General features: G+C 62.1%; 13 protein-coding genes. 3 read left to right on the top strand and 10 right to left on the bottom strand.

Features of this window, described 5'->3' with window-relative positions:
* Positions 1–47 precede the first annotated feature (47 nt).
* Positions 48–1451 carry an MmgE/PrpD family protein gene (locus BLS41_RS30290; protein ID WP_074771402.1) on the top strand — a complete coding sequence of 468 codons (1404 nt, stop codon included), beginning with the start codon at positions 48–50 and terminating at the stop codon, positions 1449–1451.
* A 130-nt stretch (positions 1452–1581) separates the two neighbouring features.
* Positions 1582–2490 carry a LysR family transcriptional regulator gene (locus BLS41_RS30285; RefSeq protein ID WP_074771401.1) on the top strand — a complete coding sequence of 303 codons (909 nt, stop codon included), beginning with the start codon at positions 1582–1584 and terminating at the stop codon, positions 2488–2490.
* Positions 2491–2549: 59 nt separating this feature from the next.
* Here the strand turns inward: BLS41_RS30285 and BLS41_RS30280 are convergent, their stop codons facing one another.
* The 3 genes from BLS41_RS30280 to BLS41_RS30270 all read right to left on the bottom strand — a co-directional run bounded on the left by BLS41_RS30280 (position 2550) and on the right by BLS41_RS30270 (position 6410).
* Positions 2550–3848, bottom strand: a complete 1299-nt coding sequence (locus tag BLS41_RS30280; RefSeq protein ID WP_074771400.1) for an MFS transporter — start codon at positions 3846–3848, stop codon at positions 2550–2552.
* Positions 3849–3994: 146 nt separating this feature from the next.
* Entirely contained in the window at positions 3995–4888 is an 894-nt protein-coding gene (locus tag BLS41_RS30275) for an NAD(P)-dependent oxidoreductase (RefSeq protein ID WP_074771399.1), read from the bottom strand.
* A 46-nt stretch (positions 4889–4934) separates the two neighbouring features.
* Positions 4935–6410, bottom strand: a complete 1476-nt coding sequence (locus BLS41_RS30270) for an aldehyde dehydrogenase (protein ID WP_074773103.1) — start codon at positions 6408–6410, stop codon at positions 4935–4937.
* Between the two features lie 127 nt (positions 6411–6537).
* On the opposite strand from BLS41_RS30270, the gene BLS41_RS30265 reads away from it, so the two are divergent.
* A complete protein-coding gene (locus BLS41_RS30265) occupies positions 6538–7068 on the top strand; it encodes a hypothetical protein (RefSeq protein ID WP_074771398.1) in 531 nt (176 codons plus the stop codon).
* 144 nt (positions 7069–7212) lie between these two features.
* Here the strand turns inward: BLS41_RS30265 and BLS41_RS30260 are convergent, their stop codons facing one another.
* The 7 genes from BLS41_RS30260 to urtB form a co-directional block, all read right to left on the bottom strand.
* Complete coding sequence (locus BLS41_RS30260; RefSeq protein ID WP_074771397.1) at positions 7213–8238, bottom strand: aliphatic amidase; 1026 nt, start codon at positions 8236–8238, stop codon at positions 7213–7215.
* A gap of 74 nt (positions 8239–8312) precedes the next feature.
* Positions 8313–8648, bottom strand: a complete 336-nt coding sequence (locus BLS41_RS30255; RefSeq protein WP_074771396.1) for an FmdB family zinc ribbon protein — start codon at positions 8646–8648, stop codon at positions 8313–8315.
* Positions 8649–8673: 25 nt separating this feature from the next.
* Positions 8674–9912, bottom strand: coding sequence for a formamidase (gene fmdA, locus BLS41_RS30250; RefSeq protein ID WP_074771395.1), 1239 nt, complete (start codon positions 9910–9912; stop codon positions 8674–8676).
* Between the two features lie 52 nt (positions 9913–9964).
* The gene (gene urtE / locus BLS41_RS30245) at positions 9965–10654 is read right to left on the bottom strand and encodes an urea ABC transporter ATP-binding subunit UrtE (protein ID WP_074771394.1); all 690 of its coding nucleotides are present in this window, start codon (positions 10652–10654) and stop codon (positions 9965–9967) included.
* A gap of 20 nt (positions 10655–10674) precedes the next feature.
* A complete protein-coding gene (gene urtD / locus BLS41_RS30240) occupies positions 10675–11418 on the bottom strand; it encodes an urea ABC transporter ATP-binding protein UrtD (RefSeq protein ID WP_074771393.1) in 744 nt (247 codons plus the stop codon).
* Between the two features lie 3 nt (positions 11419–11421).
* Complete coding sequence (gene urtC, locus BLS41_RS30235) at positions 11422–12588, bottom strand: urea ABC transporter permease subunit UrtC (protein ID WP_074771392.1); 1167 nt, start codon at positions 12586–12588, stop codon at positions 11422–11424.
* Between the two features lie 52 nt (positions 12589–12640).
* Complete coding sequence (gene urtB, locus BLS41_RS30230) at positions 12641–13558, bottom strand: urea ABC transporter permease subunit UrtB (RefSeq protein ID WP_074771391.1); 918 nt, start codon at positions 13556–13558, stop codon at positions 12641–12643.
* Between the last annotated feature and the right edge of the window lie 33 nt (positions 13559–13591).

The raw sequence follows: 13591 nt of genomic DNA, 5'->3' as shown, positions 1-13591 counted from the left end.
CGCAAGTGCCGGGACCCTATTCCGCCATGCCTGATCCTGGAGACACCATGCATAGCACCTCCGTATTACGCCAGCCGTCAGGCAATCTCGCGCAATCCCTCGCGCGCTTCACGCTCGATCTGCAGCTCGCGGCCATTCCAGATACGGTCTGGAACAAGTCGGTCCATCACATCGTCGATGCGATCGGACTGGCGTTTGCGTCGCACAATTTCCCCTTCGCGAAGGCGGGTCTCGCGGGCATTCGTGCCGCGGGTGCCGCCGGCGACTCAACGGTGATCGGCGGCGGCGACAAGCTGTCGCCTCGCGACGCCGCGTTCGCCAATGGCTACCTGATGCACGGCCTCGATTTCGACGACACGCATCCGGCCAGCATCGTGCATCCGACCGTGGCTTGCCTGCCTGCGGCACTGGCCATCGCCGAAGCACGCGACATGAGTTGGGGCGAGCTCATCACCGCCTACGCGGCGGGAATGGAGACCGCCATCCGGCTGGGCCGGGCGGTCAAAGGCGGCTTCCATCATGTCGGCTTCCACGCAACCGGCATCGTCTCGCACTTTAGTGCGGCGATCGTCGCCGGTAAGCTGCTCGAGCTGAGCCTCGATCAACTCGTGTCCGCGCAGGGCATTGCCGGGAGCACGACGTCCGGCATCCAGGTGTTCCTGGAAAACGGCGCGTGGACCAAGCGCATGCATCCGGGCTGGGGCGCGCTGTCGGGTATCACGGCGGCGCACATGGCGCAAGCCGGATTCGCCGGACCGGATCGGCCGTACGAAGGTAAATTCGGACTCTTCGATACACACCTGCAAGCGCTTGCCGGTGAAGTCGACGCCGATTCCATCGCCGAAGGTCTGGGTCGACAGTGGACCCTGCTCGATACGTCGATCAAGCCATATCCGGTTTGCCATTTCATTCACGGATGCGCCGAAGCGGCATTGCAATTGCGCGAACAGACAGGTTCGATCGATCGCATAGCAGGTATCACCTGCGAGTTGCCCGCCGCCACCCTCGCGATCGTCGCGGAGCCTGCTGCCGCCAAACGCGTGCCGAAAAGCGATTACGAGGCCAAGTTCAGTGCGCAATTCGTCATCGCGGCCTGTCTGCTGCGCGGTCGCTTCACGTTGGCGGAACTCAGCGACGAGAGCTTGCGGGACCCCGACATCCTGATGCTCGCGGCGAAGGTCGACTGTGTCGCGGAAACGGAGTCGCAATTCCCGAAGTACTTCTCCGGTGCGGTATCGGTGCGGCTTGTCGACGGCGGCACACTGCGCGTCAAGGTGCCGATCAATCTCGGAAGCGGCGAGCGCGCGTTGAGTCTCACGGAGATCGTCGCCAAGTTTCGCGGCAACGCGAGCATCGGCTTGCCCGCCAGCCGGGTCGATGCCGCGCTCGATACCCTGCTGGGCGCTTCCCGGGACACCCCCGTGCGAAGCATCACGCGGGCGCTCGCCTGATCCGTGCCGCAGTGCCTGCTAGAATCGGCGCTCAGTAGCCACGACTGGCCGGGGCCGCCGCCCATCCGGGCGGCGCATCGCCGATCGGCCGGCATCGACTCCTTCCGCTGATTCTAAAAGGCTCCGTGCTATGGACATGAGGCACCTTCGCTCCTTCGTCGCAGTTGCTGAAGAACTGAGTTTCAGCCGGGCCGCGGAGCGGCTGCACATGTCCCAGCCTCCTCTCTCACAACACATCAAATCGCTCGAAGAGGAGATGGGGGTGACGCTGCTGGCGCGTACCCGTCGCGAGGTCCGGTTGACGGACGCGGGCGCGGTCTTTCTCCAGGAGAGCCGGGTTCTGCTCGGCCAGTTGCGCGTCGCTATCAATGCCACTGTCCGAACCGCACAATCCGATGCGGGTGTATTGCGGCTGGGGGTCGCCACGTCGGCATTGTTCGGCGTGATGCCGCGATTTCTGGACCTGATGCGCACGACTTTCCCGCACGTCGATGTGTCGGTCAGCGATATGCAGTCGAAAGATCAGGTCATTGCCGTCGCGCAGGGGACGCTCGACATCGGCATCGTTCACGTTCAGCCCGACCGGATGAAACTGCATCACATGCCGATCTTTAGCGAACCTCTTGCAGCCGTGCTCCCCGAAGGCCATCGACTGGCCGATTCCACCGACTTCTCTCTGTCCGACCTCGCGATTGAGCCGATGATCGCACTCTCGCGCGAACACGGGCCGGCGGTGTTCGATGCGGTCGTCGCGTCGTGCATCGATGCGGGTTTCAGTCCCGAGTTCAAGCACATGGCGCGCAATCCGCTGATCATCTTTCAGATGGTGCGGTTGGGTTTCGGGGTGTCCGTGGTGCCGCTCTCCTATGCGCACAGTGCTTTCCCGGGACTCTGTTTCCGCGAACTGCGACCAACCGAAGGTCGCGTACGAATGGAAGCCATCTGGAGCGACAAACGGGCGTCGGCGCTGACGCTGCAGGTGACGAAGCGAATCCTGCCGCAACTGACTGAGTCGTTGCAGCAGGCGGTGGCCCCGTAGCTCGCAGGCAAACATTGCGCCGACATGCGGCATGTAGACAGTCATCGCCCACGCGCAGTTCAGGCTTCCCCTTTCACCAGCTCCGGCGTCGCCCGAACAACAGGCCTCACCACCGACGACGCCACCACCACCGTCAACGCGATAAATATCGCCAATGCGAGCAGCCCGCTCGAAAACGTACCCGTCATCTGCTTGAGTACGCCCACCGCAAACGGCGCGAAAAATCCCGCTACATTACCGATCGAACTCAGCACGGCGAAGCCCGCAGGTGCTTCCGTTTCAGACAGCATCGCCGCGGGAATTGTCCAGAAAACCGAGATGCTGGCGAACGCGCCGAAGCCTGCTACCGTGAGTGCGCCGAGGCGGAGCACGGGTTGTTCGGTCAGCGCCGCCGCACTCAATGCGAGCACCGCGACGATACCGGGGATCATCAGATGCCAGCGCCGTTCACGCTTACGATCTGAACGCGCGCCCCACCAGATCAATCCCGCTGCGCCAGCCACGAACGGCAGCGCTGACATCAGTCCCACCTGGCTCACGCTCACGCCGAACGCCTGCACGATCTGCGGCAGAAAAAAGCTGACTCCATAATTTGCCGCGACGATGCCGCAATAGATGAAACCCAGCAGCCACACCCGCGAATTGCACAGCGCATGCCACGCGCCGTGTGAACTCGAGGGCGGCAACGCGCGGCGCTCGACGGCCAGTGTCTGCTCCAGCCACGCGCGCTCCTGCGGTTCGAGCCAACGCGCGTTGGCCGGAGAATCGGCCAGCACGCGCAGCACCACTATGCCAAGCACGAGCGAAGGCAGCGCTTCAAGCAGGAACAACCACTGCCAGCCATGCAGTCCCAGCGCACCATGCAGATTGAGAATCCATCCCGAGATCGGCGCGCCGAGCGCCGCAGACATCGGCAGCGCGACAGCGAACCACGCGACCATGCGCCCGCGATAAGCGGAGGGCAGCCAGTCCGTCAGAAACAGCATCACGCCTGGGAAGAAGCCGGCTTCGGCGGCACCGAGCAGGAATCGCAAACCAAGAAAACCGGCGGTGTTGTGAACGAACGCGAACAGCAGCGATATCACGCCCCACGACAGCATGATCCGCGCGAACCAGCGACGTGCGCCGAAGCGCCGCAACATCAGGTTGCTCGGTACCTCGAACAGCACGTAGCCGAGAAAGAAGATGCCGGCCCCCGCGCCGAATATCGCCGGCGACAGGCCGAGATCATGATTCATCGAGAGTGCGGCGAAACTCAGGTTGACGCGATCCAGATAGGCCGCGAAGTAACAGACCATCAGCAGCAGAACAATGTGCAGGCGAACCTTGCGGATAGTACTGGCTTCGATGCTTGTCATGGATTCGTCTCCTTTATTCGGCATCGGATGCAGTCACACGCGCTGTGCTGAAGATCAGCGATCTGTCCCGTGCCGTTTCGTTATTCGTCTGGCCTTTCAGAAAAACGGGACGACGATTACTTCGCCGTCCATCAACCGGCAGTCGTTCAATCGCTGGATGCGGTGATGCGCCCATCCACCATTTGCACAATGGCCGGGTGATAGTTCTGTCCAAAACCCGCATCGCGCGTCCGGCACATCAGGTCATAGGTGTATTGCGCAATGTGCGGCGCGAATTCGCCTTGCCTGGCGAGGTTGAGTGCCAACGCGGCATCCTTGATCGCATACACCAGCGGAAAAACCTTCTCCGGAAACTTGTCCAGCATCAGCGACTTCATGCCGTGATTGCGCAGCACGAAACTGTCGGCCGAGCCTTTCGACAGCAGGTTGAACAGCACCTCGCCGTCGAGCCCCGCGCGCCTGCCGATCGTTAGGACTTCAGACAACGCGTTGACGGTCATGAAAACCATCATGTTGTTCAGGATCTTCACCGTCTGACCGCTGCCGATATCACCGCAATGAAGCACGTCCGAACCCATGCATTCGAGCAAAGGCCGCAGCATGCTCACGTGCTTCTCAGTGCCGCCGACGGTGATGAACAACGTACCCTGTACCGCCGCTTCGCGCGTGCGGGCAACCGGTGCATCGACGAAATCGATGCCCTTCGCCGCGAGCGTGGCGGCCAGTTCACGCGTGCCGGCTACATCGCTAGTGCTCATATCCACGATCATCTTCGCCCGGCCGTGCGACGCCACCAGCGCCGCGCACACCTCTTTCACCTGCTCGATGGAAGGCAGCGAGAGAAACACAATATCTGCCTGCTGCGCAAGCGCTTCGATCGAATCCGCCGCCAACGCGCCGTGCTCGACCACCCGGGCGACGGCTTCTGCTGACATGTCGAACACATGCACCGGCAACGACGACTTGCGCACGAGGTTCGTGCTCATCGGTTCGCCCATTACGCCCAGCCCGACAAATCCGAGGCTCCATTCCTGATTCATGACTGCTCCACAAGATTAGAAAGTACGCACACTGGCTGGGTTGCTGTCATGTCCGGATCGCAAACGGATCGCGCACGGAATCCGAGAAATCGATCATGACGTTTTTAGTGGTGAGATATTCGCGCAGCCCAGCGTCGCCGCGCTCGCGACCGATACCCGATTCCTTGAAGCCGCCAAACGGCGCCTGAGCAGCCAACGCCCGGTAGGTGTTGACCCACACAGTGCCGCATTGCAACGCTTTGGAGACACGCATGACGTGGGAAATATCGCGCGACCAGATGCCGGCGGCGAGGCCGTATCGACTGTCGTTGGCCATTGCGATGGCTTCAGCTTCGGTGTCGAAGGGAATGATGGCGAGCACCGGTCCGAACACCTCCTCCTGTGCGAGTGCGCTGCGATTGTCGACGTCGCTAAAGATGGTCGGCTCGATGAAATAGCCCTGTTCGAGGCCCGGTCCCCGCGCGCGCCGTCCACCTGTGACCAGACGCGCGCCCGCGCTTTGCGCTTCGTCGATGATCGACAGGATGCGGCGATATTGCGGCTCATTGGCCACCGTGCCCATCTCCGTGCGCGGGTCGGTCGGATCACCCATGCGGATCGCCTGGGCTCGCTCGACGAGGCGATCCACCACCTCGTCATAGACGCCGCGTTGCACCAGCAGGCGCGAGCCCGCGACACAGGTTTGTCCGGTCGCACCGAAAATACCTGCGAGCGCACCGACGACCGCGTGATCGAGGCTCGCATCGTCGAAGATGATGTTGGGTGACTTGCCGCCGAGTTCGAGTTTGACCGGTACGAGACGCCGCCCCGCTGCAGCTGCAATGTGGCGGCCCACTTGCGGACTGCCCGTAAAGCTGATCAGTGCCACACCCGGATCTTCGACCAGCGCGCGGCCCGTCTCCGCGCCACCCGTGACCACGTTGAACACGCCCGGAGGAAAACCCGCCTCTTCGACCAGCGACGCGAACTCGAGTGTCGAAGCGGAAGCATGTTCCGACGGCTTCACGACGACGCAGTTACCAGCCGCGAGAGCAGGCGCGAGTTTGTTCGCTAGCAATGCCAATGGCGAGTTCCAGGCAGTGATCAGGCCGACCACTCCATATGGCTCCATCGACACATAGTCGAGCGTATCCGGCTGATCGATGGGGACATGCTGACCGAACAACTTGTCGGCGTAGCCCGCGAAATAACGCAGTTGCCGCCCGACCCACAACATTTGCGGACGGGTCTCGCGCACGAGCTTGCCGTTGTCGGCGGTTTCGATCAGCGACATGCGATCGGCAGCGCCTTCGATCAGTGTCGCCAGCCGATGCATCAGCGCGGCTCGCGACACGCCCGAACTGTTACGCCAGCCTTGTGTGAATGCGCGATTGGCGGCAGCGACTGCACTGGCGACATCGGCTGCGCTGGCATCGGGAATTTCGGCCCACACTTCTGCGGTGTAGGGATTGATGCTTTGCAACATACGGCGGTCCGTCGCATCCACGCGGCGGCCGTCGATATAAAGTTGATATTGGGTTATCACCGTCACTCCTCCTCGTAGTCTGTCCTCCTGGCAGCGAACTATACGAAGTACGGAGCAACGTCGTCCAATACGGAATTCGACGTTCAGTTATTTCAAAGCACAACGCTTCACTGAACGCCTTGGATTGCCAACCGGCTGGCTCGACGTTCCGCGGCTGGTCACGGATGTTCCCGAATCGGTCTCGGCTCTGCTCGATCCGCCATCGGGTCGGCTTGCATCCAGTCAGCAGGAACCGCTTGCAGCGATAACACCGGAGAAGGCGGTGGCAGGAAAGTCCGGAAACAGGAAGGCGACGACCACGAGCGATCGGCGCGCTCTATCGTCTGAGGCGAAGCAGGACAAAGTTACCACCGTGACGGAGCAAGTCGTGGAGCAGCAGAACCAAGCCCGCGCGGCTCGCTCTGATCTGGCAATCCCGCAACCTGCTGACAACGATGCGCCCACGCCCGCTTCTCAACCGCAGCCCGCACCAGCCTCTTTCACCGAGATCGTCGCGGAGCCGCGTCGTTCTGCGCCTGTCACCAGCCTGGACGATCTGGTCGGTATCGCGCCGATCGCAGAGGCGCTCATCAAGACGCTCGCGGGCAAAGCGCGGACTGGCCGTCTTGACGAAGTGAAAGCGCTGGCACTGTTACAGCAGATCGTCACGCTCTGACCTGAATCGGCTGTTGAACGGGATATCGCGACTCCTGGTTCGCGGGAATGGATGGTCCGTTCTGTAAAGACCATTCCGCGATCCAGCCGTGTCAGATCATCCAGCGCCGCGCAGCGCCGCAACCGGATGACCGCGCCCGCCCCCTTATTCCCCGTTCGGAATCCCTTCAATAGGACACTCCGGCGTGCCCGGTGTGGCACGCGTAAGCGCTTCGACGCGACGGCGCGTGCCCTCGGGGTCTTCAATCCAGTCACGATAGAATCCAAACGGACAGGCCGCCACGCCGTTCGCGCCGTCGCCCGAATTGATCGTGCCCGTGTACCCACGGTGCAGAAGTTTGTACAGATGGTTCTGTGACTGCATATTACGCCGCGCGTCGCGGATCATGCCCAGCGATAGCTCCGCGTACTGCACGCCCATCTCCTCCTCGCCGCACTCGCCGAGCGTGCGTCCGTCGAAGCCCACGATCGCCGAGTGGCCGAAGTACGAATACACGCCGTCCCAGCCCGTCGCATTCGCCACGGCGACATAGGTGTTGTTCATCCAAGCCATCGCCTTAGCCACCATCACCTGCTGCTCCTTCGCGGGATACATGTAGCCCTGGCAGCGCACGATCAGTTCGGCGCCGTTCATCGCGCAGTCGCGCCAGATCTCGGGATAGTTGCCGTCATCGCAGATGATCAGGCTGATCTTCATCCCCTTCGGCCCATCGGTCACGTAGGTACGATCGCCGGGATACCAGCCTTCAATCGGGGTCCACGGCATGATCTTGCGATATTTCTGCACGATCTCGCCGTGATTGTCGATCAGCACGAGCGTGTTGTACGGCACCTTGCGCGGATGCTCTTCGTGACGTTCTCCGGTGATCGAGAACACCCCCCAAACATTGGCCTGACGACATGCCGCCGAGAAAATTTCCGTTTCCTCGCCCGGCACCGTCGACGCCGTATCGAACATCTCCTGCCGGTCGTACATGATGCCGTGCGTCGAATACTCGGGAAATACCACGAGATCCATGCCGGGCAGTCCCTGCTTCATGCCGACCACCATACCGGCGATGCGGCGCGCGTTGTCGAGCACCTCCGCCTTCGTATGCAGACGCGGCATCTTGTAGTTGACCACCGCAACGCCCACGCAATCCTTACTGCTCGAAATATCGCCATGTCGCATGACAAATTCCTCCTTTAATACGCTTTGACCGCGGGCGGCATTCCGGCCGCCCGCGCCGCTTCAGCACCATCGCCCTAGTGGCTGATCATCCAGGGTCGTCCTGCCGGTCGTTTGAGTCCGTCCGAAGCCGTCCCGGCGAGCTTCGCGCCGCCACCCGAGCAGCAACTGCATCCCGCACGATGACGCAACGGCGGACCGTCACCGGACTGTCGCGGCGCATGCGACGCACGCTCGTTCGTCGCGTGTGCCGAGCGGCGCGCGTGCGTCATCAGAGCCAGCGAAGGCGCACTGATCACCCGGCCGCTCTCGCCTCCGCAATCGGGACATCGGCAGGGTTTTTCACGGTCCGCCATGCGCCGCATGACAGAAAACGGGCCACAACTCGCACATTCGAAGTCGTAGATCGGCATGACAAGTTCTCCTGGTCGCGTTGGCTCAGACGGTCGCCAGATCCGGCGAGCACGGCAAATCCACGCCGCCCTTGATGTGCTGGATCGGGCCATCGGCATTCGGGCGAATGTCGAAGTCGAATATTTGCGTCGGCAGCCACAAGGTCGCGCATGCGTTGGGAATATCGACCACGCCGCTGATATGCCCTTGCACCGGCGCGCAACCGAGCAACGAATACGCCTGCGCGCCCGAGTAACCGAACTTCTTCAGATATTCGATCGCATTCAGACACGCCTGCCGGTAAGCAACCGTCACGTCGAGATAATGCTGACCACCGTGCTCGTCGACAGAAATGCCTTCAAAAATGAGGTAATCGTTGTAATTCGGCGTGATGGGGCTCGGCTGGAAGACCGGATTGCGAATGCCGTATTTCGCCATGCCGCCTTTGATCAGGTTCACGCGCATGTGCACCCAGCCCGCCATTTCGATCGCGCCGCAAAACGTGATTTCGCCGTCGCCCTGGCTGAAGTGCAGATCGCCGACGGAGAGTCCCGCGCCATCGACATAGACAGGGAAAAACACTTTCGAGCCGCGCGACAGATCCTTGATGTCGCAATTGCCGCCGTGCTCGCGCGGCGGCACGGTGCGCGCCCCTTGCGCCGCCGCTTTGTCGCGCGCGTCGCCGGTGAGCTGCCCCATATGCGCGGTCGCCGCGAACGGCGGATTCGCCAGCGGCGGCACGCGCTCCGGCGCCGTCGCGATCAGGCCGGTTTCGCGTGCGTTCCATGTTTCGAGCAGCTTCGGATCGGGCAGGCAGCCGATCAGGCCCGGGTGAATCAGACCCGCGAAATTCACACCTGGAATGTGGCGCGAGTTGGTGTAGAGGCCGTGAAAATCCCAGATCGATTTCTGCGCGCTAGGGAATTGATCGGTGAGAAAACCGCCGCCATTCGACTTCGAGAAAAACCCGTTGAAGCCCCACTGGCTATCGGATTTGGCGCCGATATCCAGCAGGTCCACCACCAGCAGGTCACCCGGTTCCGCACCGTGTACGCCGACCGGGCCGGACAAAAAATGGACGATCGACAAGTCGATGTCGCGCACGTCGTCGGCGCTGTCGTCGTTCTTGATGAAGCCGCCGGTCCAGTCGTAGGTTTCGAGGACGAAGTCATCGCCTGGCTTGACCCAGCAAGCCATCGGAATATCCGGGTGCCAGCGGTTGTGCACCTGCGTGTTTTCGTAGGCCGACTGGTTCAGGTCTACCTTGATGAGAGTGTCGGGCATTGCGTTCGCTCCTTGGTTCGAGGGTCGGTAAATGCGGTGCGGTGAGCCGCACTCATACGGAGAGGTATTCGCGGATGCGGTCGGTGTCGCCCGCATCGCGTGTGCTTTGATGCACGAAGCGGCCGCCTTCGATCACGAAGAGCCGGTCGGCGACGTCGAGTGCAAAACTCAACACCTGCTCGGACACCACGATCGCGATGTTGCGGCTCGTGCGAATCTCGTTGAGCGCCTTCGCGATGTCCTTGATGACGGATGGCTGAATGCCCTCCGTGGGCTCGTCGAGCAACAGCACTTTCGGGTCGGTGGCGAGCGCGCGGGCAATCGCAAGCTGCTGTTGCTGACCGCCCGACAGGTTGCCGCCCTTGCGCCGACGCATGTCGAACAGCACGGGAAAGAGCGCGTAGAGATCGTCGGGAACGAGTGTCGTCGCGGCGTTTTCGAGACCTGTCTGGATGTTTTCCTCCACGGTCAACGACGCGAAGATCTGCCGGCCTTGCGGTACATAGCCGATGCCTTTCGCGACGCGCCGGTAGCTTTCGTCTTTCGATACGTCGGCGCCGCCCACGCGCACCGTGCCGCGATTGGCAGGCAGCATGCCGATCAGCGCCTTGAAAAGCGTCGTCTTGCCCATGCCGTTGCGGCCCATCACCGCGACGCTTTCGCCGTTCGCCACGGAAAATCCGATGCCGTGCAGCACTTCGCTCTGGCCGTAGCTGACCACGAGGTCGTCGACTTCCAGCATGATGTGTTCTCCGTATAGATTCAGTGGCCGAGATAGACGTCGATCACGCGCGGGTCGGACTGCACCTGCGCCATCGGCCCTTCCGCGAGGATCTTGCCCTGATGCATGACCGTGACCTTGTGTGCGATCCGCTCGACGAAGGCCATGTCGTGTTCGATCACGATCATCGAGCGATTGCGGCAGATGCGATCGAGCAGTTCCGCGGTGACTTCGCGCTCGCGCACGCTCATGCCCGCAATCGGTTCGTCCAGCATCAGAAGTTCGGGGTCCTGCATCAGCAACATGCCGATTTCGAGCCACTGTTTCTGACCGTGCGACAGCAGCCCGGCTTCGAGATCGAGTGAAGCGGCAAGACCGATCTCGTCGGCGACCGCACGCACCCGGTCGGCCACCTCGGCATCCTGGCGATAGGCGAGCGCGCCGAACACGCTGCGGCCGCGCGGAAACGACACTTCGAGGTTTTGCGCGACGCTCAGGTTTTCGTAGATCGACGGCGTCTGGAATTTGCGGCCGATGCCTTTGCGCACACGACGGAACTCGGCGAGATTGGTGATTTCCTCGTTGCGAAACTTGATGCTGCCGGCGGTTTCCTTCGTCTTGCCGCAAATCAGATCGAGCAGCGTCGTCTTGCCCGCGCCGTTCGGCCCGATCACGACGCGCAATTCACCGCGCTCCAGATAGAGATTCAGCGAATCAATCGCCTTGAAGCCGTCGAACGACACACTCAGGTCTTCGACCGCGAGCAGAAAGTCAGTGTTGCTCATGCGTCATGCTCCCTTGTTCGCTGCGCCGAGCCAGCGCCGGATACGCGGCCGGGCATGTTCTTCGTAGAGACCCGCGAGCCCGTTCGGGAACGCCATCACGACACCGATGAACATCGCTGCCATCAGGTAGAGCCAAAGATTCGGCAGGCTCTCCGAGAACCAGCTTTTGCCGAGGTTGACGAGAATCGCGCCGTACACCGCACCGACCAGCGACATACGCCCGCCGATCGCCGCATAGATCACCATCTCGATCGACGGCACGATGCCGACGAACGACGGCGACATGAAACCCACCTGCAACGTGAACATCGCGCCGCCGACAGCCGCCAGCATCCCCGCGAGACAGAACGCGACCACCTTGAACATCGCGACGTCGTAGCCGGAGAAGCGCACGCGGTCCTCCTTGTCGCGCATCGCGAGCAGCAGCGTGCCGAGCTTGCTGCGCTGGACCCAGCGACAGGCGAGCAGCGCGCCGATCAGCAGCACCGCGTTGACGAAGTAAAGAACCAGTTTCGCGTGATCGGTGCGGATGTCCCAGCCGAGCAGCGTACGCAGATCGGTAATGCCGTTCACGCCGCCCGTATAACCTTGCTGGCCGATGATCAGCACCGAGAGAATCAGCGCGACCGCCTGTGTGATGATCGCGAAATACACACCGCCCACGCGCCGCTTGAACATCGCATAGCCGATGACGAACGCGAGAGCCGTCGGTACGACGAGCACCGCAAGGATCGAAAACGGCAGGTAGTGAAACGGTCTCCACCATGTCGGCAACGCGGTGATCTGATTCCAGTCCATGAAATCGGGAATGCCGGGCGTGGTCTGCGTATGCGTGGCAACCGGATCGGACGCTTCGAGCTTGAGGAACATCGCCATCGCGTAACCTCCAAGGCCGAAAAACACACCTTGTCCGAGGCTGAGCACGCCGCCGTATCCCCACGCGATCACGAGACCTAGTGCCACGAAAGCGTAGGTCAGGTACTTGCCCATCAGGTTCAGGCGAAACGTATCCAGCGCGAGTGGAAATACGACCACGATCAGCACCGCGAGTATCGCGATGCCCACGTAACCCGACGCGTCGAGCCGCATCGCTAGCGCGCGCCAGCCTCCCGGCGCGCCGGGACCGGATCGCGGGGAAACACTCCCCGCTACGGGTTGGATGGGTTCCATGTCCATCTCCATACGAATGAATCAGTGAATGAGACGTGCACGGCGCGCGCACTCACACGCGCCGGACTTTCGACGCAAAGAGTCCCTGCGGACGCAGCATCAGGATCACGACGACCGTCAGCAGCGTCAGAACGCGCGCAATCGAACCGGACAGGAAAAACTCGCTGATCGACTGCATCTGCGCGATGCCGAACGCCGAGGCCACGGTGCCGAGCAGGCTCGCCGCGCCGCCGAAGGTGACGACCAGAAACGAATCGACGATATAAAGCGAGCCGCTGGTGGGACCGGTCGAGCCGATCGCCGTGAACGCCGCGCCCGCCACCCCCGCGATGCCGCAGCCGATCGCGAAGGTCATCCTGTCGGTGCGCCGTGTGTTGATGCCGGCCGCGTTCGCCATCGGCCGGTTGGCGACCGTGGCACGCACGCGCAGGCCCCAGCGCGAGCGGTAGAGCGCGAGCAGCAAGCCGCCTGTCATGACCAGCGCAAGTCCCATCACGAACATGCCGCTAACTGGAATATCGAGACCCGGCGCAGGCTCCCACGAACCCATCAGCCAGTCGGGCAGCGCCGGGCTTACTTCCTTCGGCCCGAACGTCGAGCGAAACACCTGCTGCATGCCGAGACTCAGCCCCCAGGTCGCGAGCAGCGTGTCGAGAGGACGCCGGTATAAATGACGGATCAATGCCCACTCGGCGAGCCAGCCCGCCGCGAACGCGAGACCGAACGCCGCGATGATCGCGAAGAAGAAGTACACCGGCGTAATCGCGTGCCAGACGTTCTGCGCAAACCACGAAAACATGTAGACGGTATAAGCACCGATCGTCATGAATTCACCGTGTGCCATGTTGATCACGCCCATCTGGCCGAAGATCACGGCGAGTCCCAGCCCCATCAGGAGCAGAACGCTGAACAGGCTCAGGCCGGCAAAGCCCTGCATCAGCGTGATGTTGAAAATATCGGTAGCGGACATCGAGCGCTCCTCGCGCGGTGGCGCATTGCACCA

It is taken from the genome of Paraburkholderia fungorum, from assembly GCF_900099835.1.
Classification (GTDB): domain Bacteria; phylum Pseudomonadota; class Gammaproteobacteria; order Burkholderiales; family Burkholderiaceae; genus Paraburkholderia; species Paraburkholderia fungorum_A.
Note: the sequence above shows the minus strand (reverse complement) of the source record. Positions and strands in the feature narration are given on the sequence as shown.

Bases quoted from the DNA above. Each gene is read 5' to 3' on its own strand.
- BLS41_RS30290 (WP_074771402.1), top strand. From the start codon at position 48: ATGCATAGCACCTCCGTATTACGCCAGCCGTCAGGCAATCTCGCGCAA.
- BLS41_RS30285 (WP_074771401.1), top strand. From the start codon at position 1,582: ATGGACATGAGGCACCTTCGCTCCTTCGTCGCAGTTGCTGAAGAACTG.
- BLS41_RS30280 (WP_074771400.1), bottom strand. From the start codon at position 3,848: ATGACAAGCATCGAAGCCAGTACTATCCGCAAGGTTCGCCTGCACATT.
- BLS41_RS30275 (WP_074771399.1), bottom strand. From the start codon at position 4,888: ATGAATCAGGAATGGAGCCTCGGATTTGTCGGGCTGGGCGTAATGGGC.
- BLS41_RS30260 (WP_074771397.1), bottom strand. From the start codon at position 8,238: ATGCGACATGGCGATATTTCGAGCAGTAAGGATTGCGTGGGCGTTGCG.
- BLS41_RS30255 (WP_074771396.1), bottom strand. From the start codon at position 8,648: ATGCCGATCTACGACTTCGAATGTGCGAGTTGTGGCCCGTTTTCTGTC.
- fmdA (WP_074771395.1), bottom strand. From the start codon at position 9,912: ATGCCCGACACTCTCATCAAGGTAGACCTGAACCAGTCGGCCTACGAA.
- urtE (WP_074771394.1), bottom strand. From the start codon at position 10,654: ATGCTGGAAGTCGACGACCTCGTGGTCAGCTACGGCCAGAGCGAAGTG.
- urtD (WP_074771393.1), bottom strand. From the start codon at position 11,418: ATGAGCAACACTGACTTTCTGCTCGCGGTCGAAGACCTGAGTGTGTCG.
- urtC (WP_074771392.1), bottom strand. From the start codon at position 12,588: ATGGAACCCATCCAACCCGTAGCGGGGAGTGTTTCCCCGCGATCCGGT.
- urtB (WP_074771391.1), bottom strand. From the start codon at position 13,558: ATGTCCGCTACCGATATTTTCAACATCACGCTGATGCAGGGCTTTGCC.